Here is an 18374-nt window from a genome sequence, read left to right on the forward strand (position 1 = left end):
TAATTTTTAACTACAGTTAACAAAGGCTGGACGGCTGTCGCACAATTAACACAGGCGGGAGGCCTGTGGCACAATTAACATACATAAATTTGGATGTTTGTAAATTGCTTAACTTTGCTGTACCGGCAGTTCAATGATAAACTCGGTTCCCTGGGAGGGTTCAGACTCGCACCTGAGCGTTCCTCGGTGATTTTCTACTAAGATTTTGTAGACAATAGACAATCCTAAACCGGTACCTTTACCGATTTCTTTGGTGGTGAAAAACTGCTCGAACATTTGTTCTTTTATCTGTGCTGTCATTCCCGCTCCCGTGTCAGCAATCCGCACTCTCACGCGATCGGGCCCAGCTAATTCTGTGCCGATCGAAATTTTTAGCACAGCATTGGGCTGATTTTTTGCTGCCTCGTCCAAAGCATCGATCGCGTTGGTAAGTAGATTCATAAATACTTGATTGAGCTGTCCGGCATAACACTCTACAGCAGGCAATTTTCCATAATTTTTAACTACTTGAATGTCGGGACGGTCTATTTGAGAAGTGAGACGGTTTCGCAAAATTAACACGGTGCTGTCAATGCTGTCGTGCAAATCGCACAGGCTCATGTTACTGTTATCTGTTCGCGAAAAGCTGCCCATAGATTTGACAATTTCGCGAATGCGATTGGAACCCATTTGCATGGAAGACATAACTTTAGGCAAGTCTTCAACTAGAAAATCAAGATCCATATCTTCGATTTGAGCTTGGATTTCGGGAGAGGGATTTGGACAGTATTCTTGATAGAGACGCAGCAGGTGTAGCAAATCTTGAATATAAATTTCCGCATGGCTCAAGTTGCCGTAAATAAAACTAACTGGGTTATTAATTTCGTGGACTATGCTAGCCATTAGCGCTCCCAGCGAAGACATTTTTTCTCTGTGGAAGAGTTGAGCTTGAGTGTGTTTGAGGTCGCCAAGTGCGCGCTCGAGCTCGGCCGCTTGAGCTTCCGCTTTCGCGGTAGCAGCACAACTTTCTTGATAAAGTTCAACCTGTTTGAGGTCGATTTCAAATTGTTCGATGTCGCTTTCTTGCTGGTATTGACTCACCACGGCATCGAAAGCTTCTAACAATTCGCCGCCCGCAGCTTCGACAATGTACAGCAGATGGGGATTTCCCAGCTTGAGTTCGGCATCGGGAACTTGCACGAATGCTTTAATTCGATCGATATATTCGCGGACTTGTTTGTCTAGATACAGTGGCGCCTCAAAATACATTGCCTCGATGGTTAATGAAGGGCGACTCACTAAGCTGATGCTGCTGCCAGTATTAATTAAGTCGCGATGCGATTTTTCCATAAGCTCGATCGCCTCTAACAAATTCCCGCGCAGTTTTTCTCTTTCTGCCGCATTCGAGGAGCAAACTAACCTCATGCAAAAAAAAGCCGTTCGTTGGGAAAGCATTCGCTGGCGACCGCTGATATTAATTACCGCAGCACTAATTTTTCTGGCTGTCGTAATTTCTTCCAGATTAAAGTAGTTGTTCAGTCTCGCCATTGGTAATGCCCCCGACTCAACTAAATGTCTGTAGCTTTTGCTGACACAAGATTTGAGAGCCATAAAATTTTTTTGTACAATACACTAACCAATATATTCTATTTTTCATACTAAAGCAGTATACTAAAACACAATTATTTTCAACTTGCAGTTTATCACAATTTTCCGGATTCGGTTTTTTGCACAGTTTTTCTTAATTATCCAAAAAGTTACTAATCAACTTAGCCATGATTTAAGCTTGAGTTTGGGGCAACCCGTGAGTGGAATTGGGAATAATTACTAACTCGGTCCCCGCTATCTCGTTGGTGTAGGTTTCACAGTGCTACAGAGAAATTGTTTGGTCGCTATCTGCTGCGATGACTAAGGTAGGAATTTGCAATTGCTGAATTTCTTTTTCTACTGTATCAACAGCCTCTTCCGGTTGCGTCCGGCTCATGAAAAATGACCTTGCTACTGGTTGAGACATTAACTCCCTCCCGCACCTGGAAATTTCCTGCAATTTCTCACTTTTTCCCGCTAAACTAGCAAAAGGTTTGGCTAACTGCAAGGCCCAATCCACGGCTGGGGTTTCCCACAGCAGCGGTCGCAAAGCATCGTATCGATCGCAAAAACTGTCCTCCCGAATTCCCCCTGGTGCTGCTAACACTAAACTGCTGACCGAATTAGGATATTTTAGGGAATATGCAGAGGCCACCCAACCGCCAAAAGAATGTCCGATGATGCAGGATAGTTCGATATTTAGTTGTTCTACAACTTATCGGACAAAAGCAACTTCTACAGCTACATGGTAGCGGATTTCTGGTTTGCTGGATTCTCCAAAACCCAACATATCTAAACTGATACACCGAAACAGAGATTGCAATAACTCAATTAATGGCAGCCTGCAAGTCTTTTCTCCAAAGAAACCGTGCAGCATCAATAAGGGTCGGCGGCACCCGATGTCGAGGTAGGCGGCTGTTTGGGTGGTGCTATTGACAAATGTACTTAATGTGTGCTTCTGTCCTACAAGTGCTTGATGCTGCATGGGCGATCGACTCCTGAGAGGTAAGCTCCATTTGTAAACAATTGTAACAAAACAGCAGTTGAAAGGTTAAACTTCATTACGGAGTAGAGAATTAGAAATATAGCGTGATAGTCTCTATTATTATTAGAAAATGCTGCAAACTCAAGGCAGGAGAACACTTTGAACTCTACTTTAAAACAGTACCCGGCTTGCTCTCTTCGCGAAGATGTCAGTGAGTACGTAGCACACCTACAGCTTCACATGACTTTACAAGCTCGCAACTTGCTCCCTACCATTACCACCGCCAAAGATAGTCGCGAACAACTGTTGCAGCAGACTCAGGCTCATTTTGAGAAACGAGTTTCTCGACAAGCTCTTTAAACAAATTTTACGATCGCCCGCGGTCGATCGTATTTTCCCAAATTTCAGCATCGCAGAAACCCGGTAACCTCAAAAATACCGGGTTTCTTTTCGGCTAATTATACAGGAGGCCCGGTTTTGGGTAATATGCGTTGGGTGTGCTTGAGTTTTATGTCTATGCGAATTCCAATTATTGCAGTTTTGACATGGGTGGCGCCCGCGGGCGGTGAATTGGCGGCGCGGGCGATGGATCCGACATTCGCACCGACTCAGGCCGAGTTGAGAGAGGGAACCGCATCCATTGACAGGCGAGACGCCTGTGCCACAAGTGCACAGACGGAGGATGAGGTGAGTCTCACATCTGGCACCATTCTCAATAAGGGGCAAGATGCCCGTTCCACAAGAGATGAATTGTTTTGTGGAACAGGCATCTTGGCTGTTGATAAAAAGCTGATTGAGAATGGGGCAACCTCTCAGGTGAGTCCAACTGTGCGGGATTTGTCCGCATCCGATGATCTCGCAGCTTCAAAAGAAGTACGCGGGGCGCAGCTATTCCCTAGGGAATCTCCCTCATATCGTTTCCGGTTGCACCACAATAATAAAATCGAGTCAACAGTTAACACTCAACCATTGAGTTTTTCCACCCCGAGTCAACACTCAACACTCAACACTCAACACTCAACAACAGTTAACACTCAACCATTGAGTGTTTCCACCCCGAGTCAACACTCAACACTCAACACTCAACACTCAACAATCATTCCGGTACAACCGGAATTGATATCACTCAAGTCCAGCCACCATACAGATTTTACATCTGTGTTAAAAACTCCGGCGACGCTGGCGGCAAAAGCCGAAATCCCCGAAGCAGTAAACAGCAACGCCCCACAGCTAGGCGGTACTCTACAAATCAGTCAAGCGGGCAATACTGAGGGCGTTTACGTTGCTGAGGTGAAAATTCGCTTTGTCAATTCCAGAGGCGAAGCAGTTGATAAAAAAGGGAATCCCGTTGAGGGCAGAATTTCGGAAGATTTTATCCGAGGCGAGCTCAAACTCAAGGCGGGGGATAACTACAGCCAGTCCGTTGTACGATCGGATTTGCAGCAGTTGCAGCAATTGGGATTGTTTGACAAGGTTACGGTTTCGATCGAAGAAGTTGGCACGGATATTAATGTTATCTACAATGTTCAAGAGCGATCGGCTCGCTCTTTTGGAGTGAGTGCCAGTCTTAGTGATGATATTGGCGTTGCTGTTCCTCTTTCATATACCGATCGAACTTTCGCCAGAAACCCGCAGCGGCTGGAGGTGGAACTTCAGCCCAGCCTCCGAGGTATCCAGTACGATGTCGAGTTTATCAGCCCTTACGTTGCCGCCCCCGACCGTTTGGGATACAGTGTGAGAGCTTTTGGCGATCGCAGAATATCGGAAATTTTCAACAAAGATATTGATTTGCCCAACGGGGACCGGGTGCGGGAAATTCGGATGGGGGGAAATCTCAGGTTTACCAGACCTTTGGGCGACTGGCAATCGACTTTGGGGTTAAATTATACAAATATCAGCACGCGCGATCGCAACTTAAATATTGCCCGCCGCGACGAACTCGGCAATCCCCTCACATTCAGCGGCAGCGGCGTTGATGAGTTATACACTGTTTCTTTTGGCGCTATGCTCGATCGGCGGGACAATCCCTTCAACCCCACCAGCGGCTCGATTCTCAGCCTCAGCACCGAGCAGTCGATACCTCTGGGGCGAGGCAACATTGTGAGCAACCGCCTGTTGGCAAATTATATACAGTATGTACCAGTAACTTGGCTCGGCCTTTTGGAGTCCGAAGCCTTGCCCGAAATGTTGGCTTTTAACTTGCAAGCGGGGACAGTAATCGGGGATTTGCCGCCAACAGAAGCTTTTCGCCTCGGCGGCCGCAATTCTGTGCGGACTTACGATAGCGGGGATATTGGCAGCAGCCGGAGTTATTTCTTGGCTTCCGGCGAATATCGGTTTCCTGTCGGCAGGGATGTCGGCGGCGTGATATTTGTTGATTTTGAGTCGGATTTGGGAACGGGAGATAGCGTACTGGGAAAACCGGCCTCCGTCAGGGACAAACCGGGGACTGGGGCGGGTGTTGGGGTGGGTGTGAGGGTGCGATCGCGCTTTGGATTAATTCGCTTAGATATGGGGGTTAGCGACTCCGGCGATCTCAAATTTGTGCTCGGTACAAAGCAACGTTTTTGAATTACTCATCAGTCAGTAGTTAAGTGTAGGGGCGGGTTTCACCAATCATCTATCTCAGAAACCAACAATATAATCAACCCGCCCCCAGGAACAGGAATTAAGTGTAGGGGCGGGTTTCACCAATCATCTATCTCAGAAACCAACAATATAATCAACCCGCCCCCAGGAACAGGAATTAAGTGTAGGGGCGGGTTTCACCAATCATCTATCTCAGAAACCAACAATATAATCAACCCACCCCCCACGAATACGAAAAATCCGAATCTGCATTTTTTGGATTCGATCGAACATCAGGTTAATCTGGGTTATCGGTTGTGTGGGGGCGGGGTTACAACATTGTTTGCGGTTCTCAAATATAGTTGGTAAAACCCGCCCCTACAGTATGGGTGAAGATACAAGAAGCGATGGAAATCGCTTCTTGCTAAAAAAGGTTTCAGCCTAGGGTTTTAAACTGCGGCGTGTCGGTGATTGTTGCTAAGGATTGGGCGAGTTGTCCATCGCATAATTGAGTTTGATTTCGTTCCCCAACCCAACATCCAAAGTGTTCACTATATGTTTGTGGTAGTAATCCCAATAGAGTGCAATAAAGCACCTCGGTAAGGACACAACAATGCTGTATGCCTACTGTGTTGTAGGTAATTGAGAATTGCTATATGTATGCTAGTAACTACTTAACGCTTTGGTTTCTTCACATCAACAGTTTTCGGCTTAGCCGCCGGAGTGCGCGGATAAAACTTAAACTTATTGAGCGCAGCACTTGCCGATTTAGCCACACCCCTATCTGTATCTCGCAAAGATTTTTGTAGCAGCGGAATCACTTTTTCAGACTTAAACATTGCTAGTGCTTCCACAGCAGCTTCGCGTACCTCCGGGTAAACATCTTGAGCTAATTTTCCCAAGGTTTCTATTGCTCGCTGACCTTCTGCTCTCAAAGCATTAGCAGCAGCCATTTGACCTAAAGCAGACGCTGCAAACTTGCGGGTTTCTTTGTCCTGACTTTGAACACATCCCATCAACTGCGCCACCGAATAGCTTGGTGCTTGTCTGGCAACTGGAAACTGTTGCTGGGCTTCGAGTTGAGGTAAATCAATCGATTGTGGTTGCGAAAAATCTGTGTAATTTAACTCTAGTTGAACTGCTGTTTGATTTAACTCACTTGACTGTTCCTGCCAAACTTCTTGTTGTGGTAAACCTTCTCCAAATTCTGTTAAATTTAACTGACTGAACTGCTGCGGCGGGACTTCTTGTTGTTGTAAATTACTCTCGTACTGCTCTTGTAAAGACCTGATAGTAGCTTGCATCTGAGCTTCATGAGCTTTCAACTGCTCGTTAGCCGCTTGCAACTGACTCTCGTATTGCTGTTGCAAAGCCTCCATATTTAACTGCATCTCAACTTCGCGGTTCTCATATTGCTCGGCAGTTTGCCTCAAGCGAATTTCGTGTTCGTGTTGCAGGTTTTGCAAATGTTCCTCGATCTGAGCTTGATAATTTAGATGCAATTCGTCAGCTACTCTGAGTAAATGATGTTCGTGTTCTGCTTGCAAAGCTTGTATATTTTGCTCCAGCCTAGCATTGTTAGCGGCTTCTAATTCCTCGCTGATTTGTCGCAGCTCCTGCTGGTGTGCGCCAGCAACTTGTTGGAGCTGAAAATCGCGTTCTGCCAGAACTTGTTTGAGCTGATTTTCGTATTGGGTAGTAACTTGTTTGAGCTGATTTTCGTATTGGGTAGTAACTTCTCTGAGTAAATTTTCGTGTTCGATAGTAGCTTTTTTAAGCTGATTTTCCCGTTCTCCTTGCTGAGTTTCGACAGCTTGTTGCACGCGAGACATCTGAGCTAATTCTATTTCCTCAGTAATTCTGTGAGTTTGCTGCAAGTATTCTTGCTTTTGCTTGTTTAACCGCTTTTCATACAACGAGTAAGCAACTGCTATCCCTGCCAAAAAACCTACGATCGCTCCTATGATACCCACAACTGACATCCTCCCGACAAAATAGTTATGCTGGACTTTTTACATTTAACCATACAGCCTCCTGTAACCACCCAGTAGCAGCAGCCAGGCTGTCACTGCCAGCCAGTGAACCGCCACCGCAGGCCAGATAGAACCGCTTTGCAGGTATGCGATGGAGCACGCAACTCCCAAAATTGCTGCCAGCAGCAAAAACACTGGATTCATAAAGGTCGATCGACCAACCGGGTAAAAAGTCAGCGCGTTCAGCGGGTGGTAAACTACAAAAATCGCCAAACTCGCGCATCCCCAAAACCACAGGATTAACCCAGAAGCATTCTCGACCGGGTGCGGCAGCATTAACACCCGGAACAATAATTCCTCGGTGATGCCCGGACTTAACAAACAGCCAATGAGCACTCCCACAATTGTACGCCGAGAGGTTTGCACGTCTAGTTTTAGAAATCCCGACCAAAAACCCACGGAAAGAGCGATAGAAGCGTAAACCAGCGCGAGCATAGCTGCAACCAGCCAATCAGTGAAATCGGGAATAGTTGAAAAAGCTAGGGTGACGCGACGTATCAGGAATCCCGGCAGCGCGATAGCACTAAAATTTAACATAATCAAACTGATCCTTAAAATTTTCAAACAGATGTTAGCAGTAAGTTGACCCCTTTATGCAAAACCAATCACCCCCGCCCGTCAGAGTCCGGGTTTTTGTTTCCGGAGTAGTTCAAGGAGTCGGATACCGATATTCAACGATGGATCGAGCAAAGTATTTCGGCCTGGGCGGCTGGGTGAGAAATCTCCCCGACGGCCGCGTCGAGGCTGTCTTTGAAGGATCCAAAAAAGCTGTAGAAGGAATGATTTGCTGGTGCCGCCGCGGTCCCACCGGTGCTAGGGTTAGTGAGTTGGTTTTGGAATACGAAGACCCGGAGGGCGATCGCAATTTTGAGATCCGCCGATAAAAAAATAAACGGCATAAACTGCCGTTGAAACCGCTACTATACAAACGAAGTCTGCCTAACCTACGGCAGACTTCGCCCATGCAGACTAAAGAATGAATCGGATAAACAGCGCGAATTTTGTATTGCCAATTATCAATCATTAGCAAGTTGACTTAATGAGAGCAAACAACTGAGCAACTTTGGTCAAATCCTTATCTCCCGGCGCTTTTTCTACGCCGCTAGAAAGGTCAACACCGCTGAAGTTATTGCCGATTACGCTATCAATTGCATTTAAAACATTATCCGCTGTTAAACCGCCCGCCAGCAGCCAAGGACACTGCGGTCTAAACTCTGCTAACATCATCCAGTCGATCGTTTTTCCTGTACCGCCGAGTTGATGGGGATGGTAAGCATCGAGCAGTAAAGTATCGACACGAACAGCGTAAATAGCCGCAGTCTCTAGAGTTTCAGGAGTCTTAACTCTCAAAGCTTTGATAATTTCAATTCCCGGCAAACACTCCCGCAGCCGTGAGCAATATTCCGGTGTTTCATCTCCGTGCAACTGCACCCCGCTTAAATTTGACTCGGCTGCTACTTGACATATATTTTTTATTGTGGTATTCGCAAAAACGCCGATGCGATCGACATTTTCCGGCAACTGCTCGACAATGAGGCGAATAGTTTCTGGGCGGACATAGCGAGGGGAAGCCGGCACGCAGATAAACCCCAAAGCTTGGGCTCCCAAGCGGGCGATCGCAATTCCTTGGTCTAATTTAGTGATTCCGCAAATTTTAACCCGCACTCTTCCTCCTCGGTTCCGAATTTGTATCAAAATATCAACGAATTGTTAACTATTAAAACAAATCTTAGTTTAATGCAAACCGCTTTTTATAATCTGGGAAATCAATTTATTTCTGAAATCAGGAGATAAAAACATGATCGACTCATCTTTGCTGTTAGCTGTACAATCTACCGCTCCCTCAACGCCAGAGTGGTCGCCAATGGTAGGACTGACAATGATTTTATGCAATTTGCTGGCGATCGCGATCGGCTACTACGGCATAAACAAGCAAAACCGAGGCAAGGGCCCAGCTTTACCCCTTGTAGTACCTGGAATCTTCAAAGGCTTCGGCATACCAGAATTGCTGGCCACAACCAGCTTCGGCCACTTGCTCGGAGCCGGAGTAATCTTGGGCTTGGGTAACGCCGGAGTTCTGTAAAAATCTGGGGAAAGGCAAAGGCAAGGGGCAGAAAAGATATAATAGAAACTCTTTCTTGCTCCCCTTTCCCAGGAAACTTCATGCAGACAGGTTGGCGAATCGGCTCTTTATTTGGCATTCCCCTAGTTATAGATTACTCGTGGTTTATAATTTTAGCCTTAGCAACCCGCGAATACGCCAGCAGTTACCGCGTGTGGGGGCCTGGGCTCTCCTGGAGTGCGGGGTTGGCAATAGCTCTGCTGCTGTTTGCTTCCGTGCTCTTGCACGAACTCGGACACAGCTTGGCGGCGATATCGCAAGGCATTAAAGTTAATTCTATTACCTTATTTTTATTTGGTGGAATTGCATCAATCGACTCGGAATCAAAAACTCCCAGTCAAGCTTTTCAAGTAGCCATTGCCGGCCCTCTCGTCAGCTTGGCGCTATTTTTAATCCTCGGTTTGGGTTCTCAAGTTCTCCCCCCGAAAAGTTTGCTGGCAATGGTCACCGAAAGGGTAGCAGTAATCAATCTCGTTTTGGGATTATTTAACTTAATTCCGGGTCTGCCTTTGGACGGAGGACAAGTTTTAAAAGCAGCAATTTGGAAAATAACAGGCTCTCGATTTGTCGGCGTTCGCTGGGCGGCAAAAACAGGACAAGTTTTAGGTTGGCTGGCCGTTGCTTTGGGTCTGAGTTTATGCTTGTTAGCGCGCGAGTACGGTGGCTTGTGGATTGCGCTGATCGGCTCTTTTGCGATTCGTAATGCCCTAGCCTACAGCCGCCTTGCCGGATTGCAAGAAGCCTTGATTAAAATTAAAGCCGGCGAGGCGATGAGCCGCGAGTTTCGAGTTGTAGATGCAGATTTGACTCTGCGAGAATTTGCCGATCGATATTTGTTAGAAGTCAATCCGTTTCCATTTTACATTGCGGCAACCAACGGCCGGGATTTGGGCTTAGTGTTGATCGACGATATCCGCTTCACAGAACGCAGTCAATGGCAACTTCAGACATTGCACAACATTTTGAAACCCCTAGAAAAAACCCCCACAGTCTCCGAAAAAGCATCCCTCGCAGAAGTAATTAACAGCATGGAAGCCCGTCAACTCCCCCGAATCATCGTCCTCTCGCCGATTGGTTCAGTAGCAGGGACGATCGATCGGGGTGACGTGGTTAAAGTTTTGGCAACATTCCTCAAACCCCAGATTTCAAGATCCGACATCAAGCGCAGCAAAGAAGAAAACAGCTATCCGCAGGGATTGCAGTTAAGTGCGATCGCCAAAACAGTACAAGACAATTAAAAATTAGGCATCGGTAAGGGGCATTACTGACAAGTTAAGAGGTAGCACACTTTGTCAATGAACGTTCAAACAAAAATGTTTATGCCCAAATTCTTTGAGAGAATTTATCATAAATTGGGGGAGAGATGCTGGCAACAATTAACTCATTCCTTCGCCTTCGCTGACTTGCAACCTCTTGTTATTACCTGCATGGCCGTGACGGTAACTCTATTGGGAGTGCGGCATTTAGGCGGGTTGCAGCCACTAGAATTAAATGCTTTCGACCTCATGGTGCAGTTGCGGCCCGATCCGGGTCCTGACCCCAGGTTGCTGATAGTGGAAATCACAGAGCAAGATATTAAGGCTTTTAAAAAATGGCCGCTTTCCGATCGAGTTTTAGCAAAAGCGCTCGCCGAAATAGCGCGTCTTAAACCCACCGCTATTGGCCTCGATATAATTCGCGACATTCCTTACGAGCCGGGGCATGCAGAATTAGCAACTCAATTGAAAAACCCCAAAGTATTTCCGATTACCTTCATCGGCAACTCAGAGTACGATCGAGTGCAGCAGCCTCCCAATATACCAGACAAGCGGGTAGGATTTAACGATGTAGTCCTCGATCCTGATGGTAGAGTGCGCCGCAATTTGATGTTTGCTAGCGATGGTAAAACGACACTTGCTTCATTTTCAATGCGACTAGCTTTTGCCTATTTGGATAGCAAAAAAATAGGTTCTAAACTCACAAAAGAATCAGAAATTGAGGCAAATAAAACAGTATTTTCCAAGTTGCGGTCGAACTCAGGAGGTTATCAAAACATTAATGCCGAAGCCTATCAAGTCCTACTAAATTATCGCTCTGCTGAAAATATAGCAAAGAGCGTAACACTAACTCAAGTTTTGGATCGAAAAGTTGATCCTAAATTGGTGAAGGGTAAAATAGTGCTAATAGGCGTTACCGCCATAACTGTAAACGATCTCTTTTCCACCCCTTACAGCGCTACTGCAAGGGGAAACCGCCTGATGCCTGGGGTATTAATTCACGCCACGGCCACCAGCCAAATTCTCAGTGCAGTTTTAGACGGCAAAAAGCTATTTTGGTATTGGGAGGAATGGCAAGAAATTCTCTGGATCGCTGTTTGGAGTGCGGTGGGTGGCTGTTTAGCTTGGCGCGTCGAAAAATCGCTGAATTTGATCGGACTCGGGATCGCCGCTGGCGGCTCCTTATTCGGATTCACCTTTTTCCTATTCCTGCAACAGGGGTGGATACCTCTAATCGCTCCAGCCCTGGCACTTTTAATCACCGCAGGAGTCGCAGTAATCTATAAGTACGAGCAGTCGAGGCAACAGCAAGGGATTGTGATGAAATTATTAGGACAACAAACTTCACCCGCGATCGCAAATGCCCTGTGGAAAGAACGCGTCCATCTACTCGAATCAGGGTTATTGCCGGGCCAAAAAGTTACTGCTACCATCATCCTCACTGACTTGCAGGGTTTTAGTACAATCTGCGAAAAACTACCGCCAGAAGTAGTAATGAGTTGGTTAAATGAGTATTTATCCGCAATGGCCCAAGAAGTCCAAGCACATCAAGGCGTGATTAATAAATTTACCGGAGATGGAATGCTGGCAGTATTTGGCGTACCCATTCCCCGCACCACTCCAGAAGAAATTGCAGAAGATGCTAGCCTCGCCGTATCTTGCGCGCTAGCCATCAGTTCCCGCTTGCTACAAATGAATCAAAATTGGAGCGATCGCGGTTTGCCCTCGGCAAAAATGCGAGTAGGCATCTTTACAGGGCCTGTGATGGTGGGTAGTCTCGGAGGCACAACCCGTTTAGAATATGGAGTGATTGGCGACAGCGTAAATATTGCCTCTCGGCTCGAAAGCTGCGAAAAGCATCGGCAAGAGGACACTTGCCGCATATTGATTGCAGAAGAAACCTTACTGCATCTGGGAGACAAATTTGAAGTAGAATCTTGGGGAGCTTTGCCTTTAAAAGGCAGGGAACAAAAAGTTAATGTCTACCGGATTTTGCGAAGTAAAAAGAAATAAAAAGAGAGAATCTGTCCCTCAAAAATCATGAAACTAATGAAAATAATTACTAAGTTTATCCTCAATCTGACATCAGTTGGCTCAATAGTATTGATCGCCACACTTAACCCTTCCCAATTTGCAGTTATGGGACAGGTGATTCCAACCTTACCAAGCGGCGACAAGCCAGACACTCGATCGGGAGGGCCGCGCTTCATTCAGCCCCGTGAAGATATGGATGCTCCGTCCACTGGAAAAGTAAGATCTGTGCGCGGTGGCTGCGCGAGCCGCAATCAGGTAAGTCTCACAGCCTTAACGCCTGAAAATAAGAGGGGACGAACTGTTTCCGACTATCCAACATTCTTTTTCTACTTGCCTCAAACAGACGCGGAATTAGCCGAATTTATCCTAGAAGATGAAAGGGGCAACCAGATTTATCAACAAGAACTCACAATTAAGAATTTAGCAGGGGTGATCGGCGTTAGTATCCCCGCTAACAAAAATGTGCCGCCCTTGGAAGTAGGCAAAAATTACACTTGGAAATTTTCAGTGGTTTGCGACGCTGAAGACAGATCGAGCGATCAGTTCGAAAGCGGTATTGTACGGCGAGTTGAACTCAGTCCAGATATCCTCCGTAAATTAGAGAATGCCGATCTGCCCCGGAAAACCTTTATTTATGCTGAGAATGGAATTTGGCAAGATGCTCTGAGCACTTTAGCTGCTGCTCGCCGTGCTAATCCTAATGATACAGATTTAGCTGCTGATTGGGAAAGCTTGCTGAATTCTGTGACATTGGACGCAATTGCCAAAGAGCCGATCGTTGAAATGGAGGCGCAGCCATAACCAAATGCCCAGAGTCCCAAATTCTTGAAGAAGTCGGGACTCTAATATATTAATTTTATTACAGTTTCAATCAAATCATTCCCATCTTCAGATAGAGGTAAATTCACAGGAATTAATTGGTATCCAAAAACTTGAGAAAAGAAATCAAAATCCGGCTGTAAACCCATAGAACCCTAATTGAAAGAATGTTTAAAAAATGAAAAAAATTACTAAGTTTCTCCTAACTGTGACATCAGTTGGTTCAATAGTATGGATCGCCACACTTAACGCCTCCCAATTTGCAGTTATGGGACAGGAGATTCCACCCCAACAAAGTCCCAAGCCAACCACTGTATCGGCAGGGCCGCGCTTCATTCAGCCTCAGGAAGATAGAAATATCACAGATGGTCCGCCCACTCTACTAACACCTAGCAATGAACCACCAACTTTGCCTGGAAGACCACGATTTGTGCGCGGTAAGTGCGGAAACTTTCCTCAGGCAAGTTTCACAGCCTTAGTGCCTGAAAACAAGAGGGGACGGACTGTTTCCGACTATCCAACATTCTTTTTCTACTTGCCTCAACCAAATGCGCAATTAGCCGAATTTACCCTAGAAGATGAAAACGGCAACCTGATTTATGGACAGGCTCTGACAATTAAGAATTTATCAGGGGTAATCGGCGTTAGTATCCCCGCTAACACAAATGTGCCGCCCTTGGAAGTAGGCAAAAAGTACACTTGGGTATTTTCACTGGTTTGCGACCCTGAAGACAGATCGAGCGATCGGGTCGAAAGGGGTATTGTACGGCGAGTTGAACTCAGTGCAGATATCCTCCGTAAATTAGAGAATGCCGATCCGCGCCGGAAAACCTTTATTTATGCTGAGAATGGAATTTGGCAAGAAGCCCTCAGCAATCTAGCTGCCACTCGTCGCGCTAATCCTAATAATCCAGTGTTCCAGACTGATTGGGAAAGCTTGCTGGATTCTGTGACATTGGGCGCAATTGCCAAAGAGCCGATCGTTGAAATGGAGGCGCAGCCATAACCAAATACCCAGAGCCCCAACTTCTTGAAGAAGTCGGGGCTCTAATATATTAATTTTATTACAGTTTCAATCAAATCATTTCCATCTTCAGATAGAGGTAAATTCACAGGAATTAATTTCTCTCCAAAAACTTGATAAAAAAATCCAAATTCGGCTGTAAACGCATAGAACCCTAATTGAAAGAATGTTTTAAAAAATGAAAAAAATAACTAAGTTTCTCCTAAATGTGACATCAGTTGGCTCAATATTATCGATCGCCACACTTAACGCTTTCCAATTAACCGTTGTGGGACAGACGACTCCAAACCTAGATGGTCAGCCAATCACTCAACCGGGAAGGGTGCGCTTCGTTGGGCCTACTGAAGATAATTTGTCATCACCGAACGATCGACGAGTACGGCCGAGCTACGCAGGATCTACATGCGACGAGAGAAGTAAGATAAAGCTAACAGCCTTAGTACCAGAAAGTCTAATCGGACGGACTGTTTCTGAATATCCTGTATTTTTTTTCTACTTGCCTAAATCAGACTTCGACGACACGCAAGCCGAGTTTGCCCTAATAGATGAAAAGGATAATTTCATATATGAAACTCCCCTAAAAATTAAGAATTCACCAGGAGTGATGAGCGTTAGTATTCCCGCCAATAAGAATGTGCCGCCCTTGGAAGCAGGCAAAAATTACCGTTGGTCTATTGCATTGATTTGCTACCCTGAAGACAGATCCACAGATGTGGTAGCAACAGGTATTGTGCGTCGAGTTGAACTGAGTGCAGATATCCTCCGTGAATTAGATGCGGCAGATCCGCCCCAGAAAACCGTTATTTATGCTCAAAATGGGATTTGGCAAGATGCTCTGAGCACTTTAGCTGCTGTTCGCCGTGCTAATCCTAATAATACAGATTTAGCTGCTGATTGGGAAAGCTTGCTGGATTCTGTGAAATTGGGCGAAATTGCGGCTGAGCCGCTCCTTCCAATTGAACCGCAGCCCTAGAGGAATTTTCCGATTTTAGATAGGCGATGTTAGCCAGATACCGGACTTCTTCAAGAAGTTGCGTATCTAATATATTTTCCTTCTTCCTTCTTCCTTCTTGCTTCAACATCTGCTATAGCCTGCCATTCCTCATCCGAAAGCGGCTGCACCTCCAAATCAATTTCAAAACAGCGACAAGCCGCCGCACTCAAAACATCAATTACAGTTGCAATTAAATCATCCCCCCCTTGAGATAGAGGTAATTGCACAGGAATTAATTCCTCCCCAAACACTTGAGAAAACAAACTAACATCCGGCTGCAAACGCATCGAACCGTGCTGCAAAATAGCATCACCCCGTCGCAATTGCGCGCTACCAATTAACTTGCAGCCATCAAGTGTAACTAAATCGGCACCTGTGGCAGTACCAAAACAATTCGGATTGTGAATATAACCCCGTCCAGCTTCCCCGTAGTGCAAATCCAAACCCATCGCCCTCCAACCCTCAATCAAAAACTCGCAAATAGTCTGATAAGCTTTCAGGCGGCTGCTGGCAAATCCCGACGCCACAACTGCATAAGTTAAATCACCCTGGTGGAGCACGGCACGCCCGCCGCTGGGCCTCCTCACCAACTCTACAGGCATTCCGCGCCAAGACAACTCCTGCCAAAACTCCGGCCATCGCCGCTGGTGGTAGCCCAAGGAAATCGCCGCCGGTTGCCAAGTGTAAAATCGCAGAGTTGGCGGAATTTTCCCGGCTAGATGCTGTTCCAGTAGCCATTGGTCGATCGCCATCTGCACCCTACCAGACGCCGACAACAGTGGAATTAAACGCCATACAGAATTATCCATCAGTCCCCTGTCCTGAGTTTGCACTCAATAATTCACAGAATGTTTTAAAATTAGTAACAGTTTTTTGGGCCTGTCTTCTGAGTTGGTGCAAGTTTCACGCCCGCCGGTGCTTTAGAAATAAATAGAAAAAATAATCGCAGAACCATGAGCAACAGTGTAATTGTCATTAACGACGAAAAATTTGAAACTGAAGTCCTGAAAGCAGAGCAACCAGTGCTTGCCTATTTTTGGGCTAGTTGGTGCGGGCCTTGCAAACTGATCGCGCCTTCGGTAGACTGGGTGGCTGCCAACTACAGCGATCGGCTGAAAGTGGTTAAAATGGAAATTGACCCTAATCCTAATACTGTCAAGCAGTATAAAGTAGAAGGAGTCCCAGCTCTCCGGCTGTTTAAAAATGCCGAGGTAGTGCTTTCTCACGAGGGAGCTATTACCAAACAAAATTTGATCGGTTTGCTCGACCCTCACTTATAAAGTTTTGAACTGATTCGGGAGTTTCCAACTCCCAAATTACCATTATAGGCATCGCAAATATTTTTTTAACATCTGTCTTTTCTCCTCGATATTCCTCTATACTCTGCGCCCTCTGCGCTCTCGGCGGTTAGTCAAAAAAATCAAAAAGCCAATAAAACTGCCAGCTATTAAATAATAATTAACCCGATAAAAGCCTTCATAAAAAACCCAAAAACTACAAAAGATATGCAATTAGCTAAACGTTTAGAGCCACTGAAATTTAATGTATTTGCCGCTATGGATCGGGCAAAAGCTCAAGCCAGAGCAGCAGGGCAGGATGTGATTGACTTGTCTCTGGGTTCTTCGGATTTGCCGGCGGCTGCTCACATTACAGATGCGATCGCCCGATCGTTGTCTGACTCCAAAACTCACGGTTATTTGCTGTTTAACGGGACAAGAGATTTCCGGGAAGCGGCAGCTTGCTGGTACGAGAAAAAATTTGGCATTTCAGTCAATCCAGAAACAGAAGTGCTGCCGTTAATTGGTTCCCAAGAAGGCACGGCGCATCTGCCTTTAGCTGTACTCAATCCCGGAGATTTTGCTTTGCTGCTCGATCCGGGCTATCCTTCCCACGCGGGCGGCGTGCATTTGGCAGGCGGTCAAATTTATCCGATGCCGCTGCGCTCGGAAAATGCGTTTTTGCCGATATTTGAAGATATTCCGACAGCAGTGCTGGCTCAGTCGAAGATGATGGTTTTGAGCTATCCTCACAATCCTACAACTGCGATCGCCCCCCTGGCTTTTTTTGAGAAAGCTGTGGCTTTTTGTCGGGAACACCAGCTTGTTTTAGTTCACGATTTCCCTTATGTGGATTTGGTGTTTGACGCTCGCAATTCTGGATCTAAAATAGAGGCCGGGCCTCTGGATATGCATTACCAGGCAGAGCCTGTTAATGAGGAAGAATATCGAAAATTGATGGCGCCGTCAATTTTTATGGCAGATCGAGATAAGAGTGTGGCGATCGAGTTTTTTACACTATCCAAATCCTACAGTATGGGAGGTTTTCGAGTCGGATATGCGATCGGCAATTCCGAACTAATTGCAGCACTGCGACAGGTAAAAGCCGCAGTGGACTTCAACCAATACCGAGGGATTTTGAACGGAGCAATCTCCGCATTAACTGGCCCTCAAGATACCGTCAGAACCAGCGTAGAAACCTTCAGAAAACGGCGGGATGCCTTTGTAAACGCGCTACAGGGCATTGGGTGGCTAGTACCCGTACCAGAGGCAACCATGTACGTTTGGGCTCCACTGCCGGGACCTTGGGCTGAAGATTCCGTAAAATTTTGCACTCAGCTAGCACAGAGTACAGGAGTCGCCGCTTCCCCCGGTGCCGGTTTCGGGAAATCAGGAGAAGGCTACGTGCGATTTGCCTTAGTCGAGTCGCCAGCCATTTTGGAAGCAGCAGTTAGAAAAATTGCTGAGTTTCAAAATAGAGCGATTTGACACTCAAGCGGGGTGGGGCCGCGATTGATTCAAGAATCGAGGATGTGCCACCCTCAAAGGCATTGTGAAGGTACTTCCTTACGCTCAAAACAACTGACGTTCGTCGCTGCAATTGCGCTTACTTTTGATATTTGAAATACTCACCGGGCTAAAGCCGCAGTGATTCTTGACGCTTCGCTGGGTTCTGCTACCGAAGTAGTCTTACAAT

16 protein-coding genes and 1 pseudogene are annotated in these 18374 nt (G+C 46.3%); 11 read left to right on the forward strand and 6 right to left on the reverse strand.

The window, feature by feature from the left end:
- Positions 1–108 precede the first annotated feature (108 nt).
- Both QUB56_RS27155 and QUB56_RS27160 read right to left on the reverse strand, forming a co-directional pair.
- Positions 109–1590 (reverse strand): ATP-binding protein, encoded by a 1482-nt coding sequence (locus QUB56_RS27155; RefSeq protein ID WP_332959379.1) that lies wholly within the window; start codon positions 1588–1590, stop codon positions 109–111.
- Positions 1591–1849: 259 nt separating this feature from the next.
- Positions 1850–2551, reverse strand: a pseudogene (locus QUB56_RS27160) (alpha/beta fold hydrolase).
- A gap of 159 nt (positions 2552–2710) precedes the next feature.
- Here QUB56_RS27160 and QUB56_RS27165 point away from each other — a divergent pair.
- Together QUB56_RS27165 and QUB56_RS27170 are read left to right on the forward strand one after the other, a co-directional pair.
- Positions 2711–2911, forward strand: coding sequence for a hypothetical protein (locus QUB56_RS27165; protein WP_332959381.1), 201 nt, complete (start codon positions 2711–2713; stop codon positions 2909–2911).
- A gap of 156 nt (positions 2912–3067) precedes the next feature.
- The gene (locus QUB56_RS27170; RefSeq protein ID WP_332959383.1) at positions 3068–5122 is read left to right on the forward strand and encodes a BamA/TamA family outer membrane protein; all 2055 of its coding nucleotides are present in this window, start codon (positions 3068–3070) and stop codon (positions 5120–5122) included.
- Between the two features lie 671 nt (positions 5123–5793).
- Here the strand turns inward: QUB56_RS27170 and QUB56_RS27175 are convergent.
- Together QUB56_RS27175 and QUB56_RS27180 are read right to left on the reverse strand one after the other, a co-directional pair.
- The gene (locus QUB56_RS27175; RefSeq protein ID WP_332959384.1) at positions 5794–7092 is read right to left on the reverse strand and encodes a HEAT repeat domain-containing protein; all 1299 of its coding nucleotides are present in this window, start codon (positions 7090–7092) and stop codon (positions 5794–5796) included.
- A 45-nt stretch (positions 7093–7137) separates the two neighbouring features.
- Positions 7138–7689, reverse strand: a complete 552-nt coding sequence (locus QUB56_RS27180) for a CPBP family glutamic-type intramembrane protease (protein WP_332959385.1) — start codon at positions 7687–7689, stop codon at positions 7138–7140.
- A gap of 56 nt (positions 7690–7745) precedes the next feature.
- On the opposite strand from QUB56_RS27180, the gene QUB56_RS27185 reads away from it, so the two are divergent.
- Entirely contained in the window at positions 7746–8036 is a 291-nt protein-coding gene (locus tag QUB56_RS27185; RefSeq protein WP_332959386.1) for an acylphosphatase, read from the forward strand.
- 139 nt (positions 8037–8175) lie between these two features.
- Here the strand turns inward: QUB56_RS27185 and QUB56_RS27190 are convergent, their stop codons facing one another.
- Positions 8176–8817, reverse strand: coding sequence for a phosphoribosylanthranilate isomerase (locus QUB56_RS27190; protein WP_332959388.1), 642 nt, complete (start codon positions 8815–8817; stop codon positions 8176–8178).
- 133 nt (positions 8818–8950) lie between these two features.
- Here QUB56_RS27190 and psaK point away from each other — a divergent pair, with 133 nt between their 5' ends.
- The 6 genes from psaK to QUB56_RS27220 all read left to right on the forward strand — a co-directional run bounded on the left by psaK (position 8951) and on the right by QUB56_RS27220 (position 15380).
- The gene (gene psaK / locus QUB56_RS27195; protein WP_332959389.1) at positions 8951–9235 is read left to right on the forward strand and encodes a photosystem I reaction center subunit PsaK; all 285 of its coding nucleotides are present in this window, start codon (positions 8951–8953) and stop codon (positions 9233–9235) included.
- Positions 9236–9315: 80 nt separating this feature from the next.
- Positions 9316–10512: a site-2 protease family protein gene (locus QUB56_RS27200; protein WP_332959390.1), complete on the forward strand. Its 1197-nt coding sequence runs from the start codon at positions 9316–9318 to the stop codon at positions 10510–10512.
- Between the two features lie 57 nt (positions 10513–10569).
- Entirely contained in the window at positions 10570–12543 is a 1974-nt protein-coding gene (locus QUB56_RS27205) for an adenylate/guanylate cyclase domain-containing protein (protein WP_332959392.1), read from the forward strand.
- Between the two features lie 36 nt (positions 12544–12579).
- Positions 12580–13365 (forward strand): DUF928 domain-containing protein, encoded by a 786-nt coding sequence (locus QUB56_RS27210; protein ID WP_332959393.1) that lies wholly within the window; start codon positions 12580–12582, stop codon positions 13363–13365.
- Positions 13366–13561: 196 nt separating this feature from the next.
- Positions 13562–14389 (forward strand): DUF928 domain-containing protein, encoded by an 828-nt coding sequence (locus tag QUB56_RS27215; RefSeq protein WP_332959395.1) that lies wholly within the window; start codon positions 13562–13564, stop codon positions 14387–14389.
- Positions 14390–14585: 196 nt separating this feature from the next.
- Positions 14586–15380: a DUF928 domain-containing protein gene (locus QUB56_RS27220; RefSeq protein WP_332959396.1), complete on the forward strand. Its 795-nt coding sequence runs from the start codon at positions 14586–14588 to the stop codon at positions 15378–15380.
- A 50-nt stretch (positions 15381–15430) separates the two neighbouring features.
- On the opposite strand, the gene QUB56_RS27225 is transcribed toward QUB56_RS27220, so the two are convergent.
- Positions 15431–16210: a biotin/lipoate A/B protein ligase family protein gene (locus tag QUB56_RS27225; RefSeq protein ID WP_332959398.1), complete on the reverse strand. Its 780-nt coding sequence runs from the start codon at positions 16208–16210 to the stop codon at positions 15431–15433.
- Between the two features lie 144 nt (positions 16211–16354).
- Between QUB56_RS27225 and QUB56_RS27230 the strand changes: the two genes are divergently transcribed.
- Together QUB56_RS27230 and QUB56_RS27235 are read left to right on the forward strand one after the other, a co-directional pair.
- Positions 16355–16681 carry a thioredoxin domain-containing protein gene (locus QUB56_RS27230; RefSeq protein ID WP_332959399.1) on the forward strand — a complete coding sequence of 109 codons (327 nt, stop codon included), beginning with the start codon at positions 16355–16357 and terminating at the stop codon, positions 16679–16681.
- 225 nt (positions 16682–16906) lie between these two features.
- A complete protein-coding gene (locus QUB56_RS27235; protein ID WP_332959401.1) occupies positions 16907–18166 on the forward strand; it encodes an LL-diaminopimelate aminotransferase in 1260 nt (419 codons plus the stop codon).
- The last annotated feature ends 208 nt before the right edge of the window (positions 18167–18374 follow it).

Origin of the sequence: Microcoleus sp. AR_TQ3_B6 (assembly GCF_036702785.1) — a bacterium.
In the GTDB taxonomy this organism is placed as follows: domain Bacteria; phylum Cyanobacteriota; class Cyanobacteriia; order Cyanobacteriales; family Microcoleaceae; genus Microcoleus.

Excerpts from the sequence above, each read along its gene's own strand:
- psaK (WP_332959389.1), top strand. The coding sequence starts at position 8,951 with ATGATCGACTCATCTTTGCTGTTAGCTGTACAATCTACCGCTCCCTCA.
- QUB56_RS27220 (WP_332959396.1), top strand. The coding sequence starts at position 14,586 with ATGAAAAAAATAACTAAGTTTCTCCTAAATGTGACATCAGTTGGCTCA.
- QUB56_RS27200 (WP_332959390.1), top strand. The coding sequence starts at position 9,316 with ATGCAGACAGGTTGGCGAATCGGCTCTTTATTTGGCATTCCCCTAGTT.
- QUB56_RS27155 (WP_332959379.1), bottom strand. The coding sequence starts at position 1,590 with ATGGCTCTCAAATCTTGTGTCAGCAAAAGCTACAGACATTTAGTTGAG.
- QUB56_RS27205 (WP_332959392.1), top strand. The coding sequence starts at position 10,570 with ATGAACGTTCAAACAAAAATGTTTATGCCCAAATTCTTTGAGAGAATT.
- QUB56_RS27185 (WP_332959386.1), top strand. The coding sequence starts at position 7,746 with ATGCAAAACCAATCACCCCCGCCCGTCAGAGTCCGGGTTTTTGTTTCC.
- QUB56_RS27215 (WP_332959395.1), top strand. The coding sequence starts at position 13,562 with ATGAAAAAAATTACTAAGTTTCTCCTAACTGTGACATCAGTTGGTTCA.
- QUB56_RS27235 (WP_332959401.1), top strand. The coding sequence starts at position 16,907 with ATGCAATTAGCTAAACGTTTAGAGCCACTGAAATTTAATGTATTTGCC.
- QUB56_RS27225 (WP_332959398.1), bottom strand. The coding sequence starts at position 16,210 with ATGGATAATTCTGTATGGCGTTTAATTCCACTGTTGTCGGCGTCTGGT.
- QUB56_RS27180 (WP_332959385.1), bottom strand. The coding sequence starts at position 7,689 with ATGTTAAATTTTAGTGCTATCGCGCTGCCGGGATTCCTGATACGTCGC.
- QUB56_RS27170 (WP_332959383.1), top strand. The coding sequence starts at position 3,068 with ATGCGAATTCCAATTATTGCAGTTTTGACATGGGTGGCGCCCGCGGGC.
- QUB56_RS27210 (WP_332959393.1), top strand. The coding sequence starts at position 12,580 with ATGAAAATAATTACTAAGTTTATCCTCAATCTGACATCAGTTGGCTCA.
- QUB56_RS27230 (WP_332959399.1), top strand. The coding sequence starts at position 16,355 with ATGAGCAACAGTGTAATTGTCATTAACGACGAAAAATTTGAAACTGAA.